Source organism: Streptomyces sp. TRM68367, from assembly GCF_014495685.1.
Classification (GTDB): domain Bacteria; phylum Actinomycetota; class Actinomycetes; order Streptomycetales; family Streptomycetaceae; genus Streptomyces.
Window position 1 is genome coordinate 1 of record NZ_JACTVI010000269.1, and the last position, 1313, is coordinate 1313.

Consider the following 1313-nt stretch of genomic DNA (forward strand, 5'->3'; position numbering starts at 1 on the left):
AACGCCGAGAACCAACGACTACGGACACGCTGCGTCACCACCCGCCGAGCCCGCGGACACCTCCGCACCGCTCAACTTTGAAGACCCGGTAATACCCGAGTACTACGCCCCTCACCCCAAATACTGCCCACGGCCGGACGCGCCCGCCCTCACCCACGGCGAGCATCGAAGCATGACGACGGCGAAACACCTCACCACACACGCGCGCGCTCACCACCGCCGACCCGGCCCCCGGCGCGGCCAGCGCCACGCGGCGACGGGACGTATGACGCACGGCATGTTCCGCACCGAGGGCTCGCCCTCCACCATGGACACCGTGCCGGAGGAGCGATCGACCGAAACCCTCACCCAGTACGTCCATCGCATCGTGCAGCAGGTGCGCGCCTTCGACCGGCACCACCCGCTGCCGGGGGGACCTGCTTCCTACCGGCTTCTGGGTGACGGCCGCGCTGATCGACTACAGCGGCGGCGGCTGGGAGCGCATCGCCCGCAACCTCCACAACCCGGACTGGCTCGTGTTCGCCCTGAGCCTCGGCTTCTCCGTCCCGCTCCTGTGGCGCCGCCCCCCGGGCCGTCCTGCTGGCCATACTCCCGGTGGCAGCGACCAGCAGGCCCAGCTCGCCGCAGCCGCCGAGCGTGCCCGCATCGCCCGCGAGATGCACGACATCATCGGCCACACCTCTCCGTCATCACCAGCCTCGCCGACGGCGGCAGATACGTCGCCGCCAAGTCCCCGGAACGCGCCGCCCAGGCCCTGGACGCCATCGGCACCACAAGCCGCCAGGCCCTCGGCGAACTCCGCCGCCTCCTCGACGTCCTGCGCGAGGAGCCTCGACGTCCTGCGCGAGGAGGAAGAGGAGACCCAGGCCCCCGCGGAACTTGCCCCCCCAGCCCACCCTCACCGACCTCGACCAGCTCATCAACGGCGTCCGCTCCGCCGGCCTCCCCGTCCGCACGACCATCCACGGCCGCCCCCATCCTCCCCCCCGGGCCGCCAGCTCACCGTCTACCGCGTCATCCAGGAGGCCCTCACCAACACCCTCAAACACGCCGGTCCCGACGCCACCTCGGACATCGAGATCTCCACCGAGATAGCCACTCGTTTCCACTTGGCCGAGCCGACCGTGAAAACCCACATCAGCCGCATCCTCGCCAAGACCGGCTCGCGGGACCGGATTCAGGCGGTGATTCTGGCGTACGACACGAAGCTGGTGCAGCCGTCCTGAAACGCAGAAAGCCCCGTACCGGTGAACCCGGTACGGGGCTTTCATCAAGAATTGTTCGGCGGCGTCCTACTCTCCCACAGGGTCCCC

At 69.5% G+C, this 1313-nt stretch carries 1 protein-coding gene; it reads left to right on the plus strand.

The annotated features are described in order from the left end of the window. The first annotated feature begins 656 nt into the window (after positions 1-656). A complete protein-coding gene (locus H8R17_RS49715) occupies positions 657-1226 on the plus strand; it encodes a LuxR C-terminal-related transcriptional regulator (protein WP_399478163.1) in 570 nt (189 codons plus the stop codon). Positions 1227-1313: the final 87 nt, after the last annotated feature.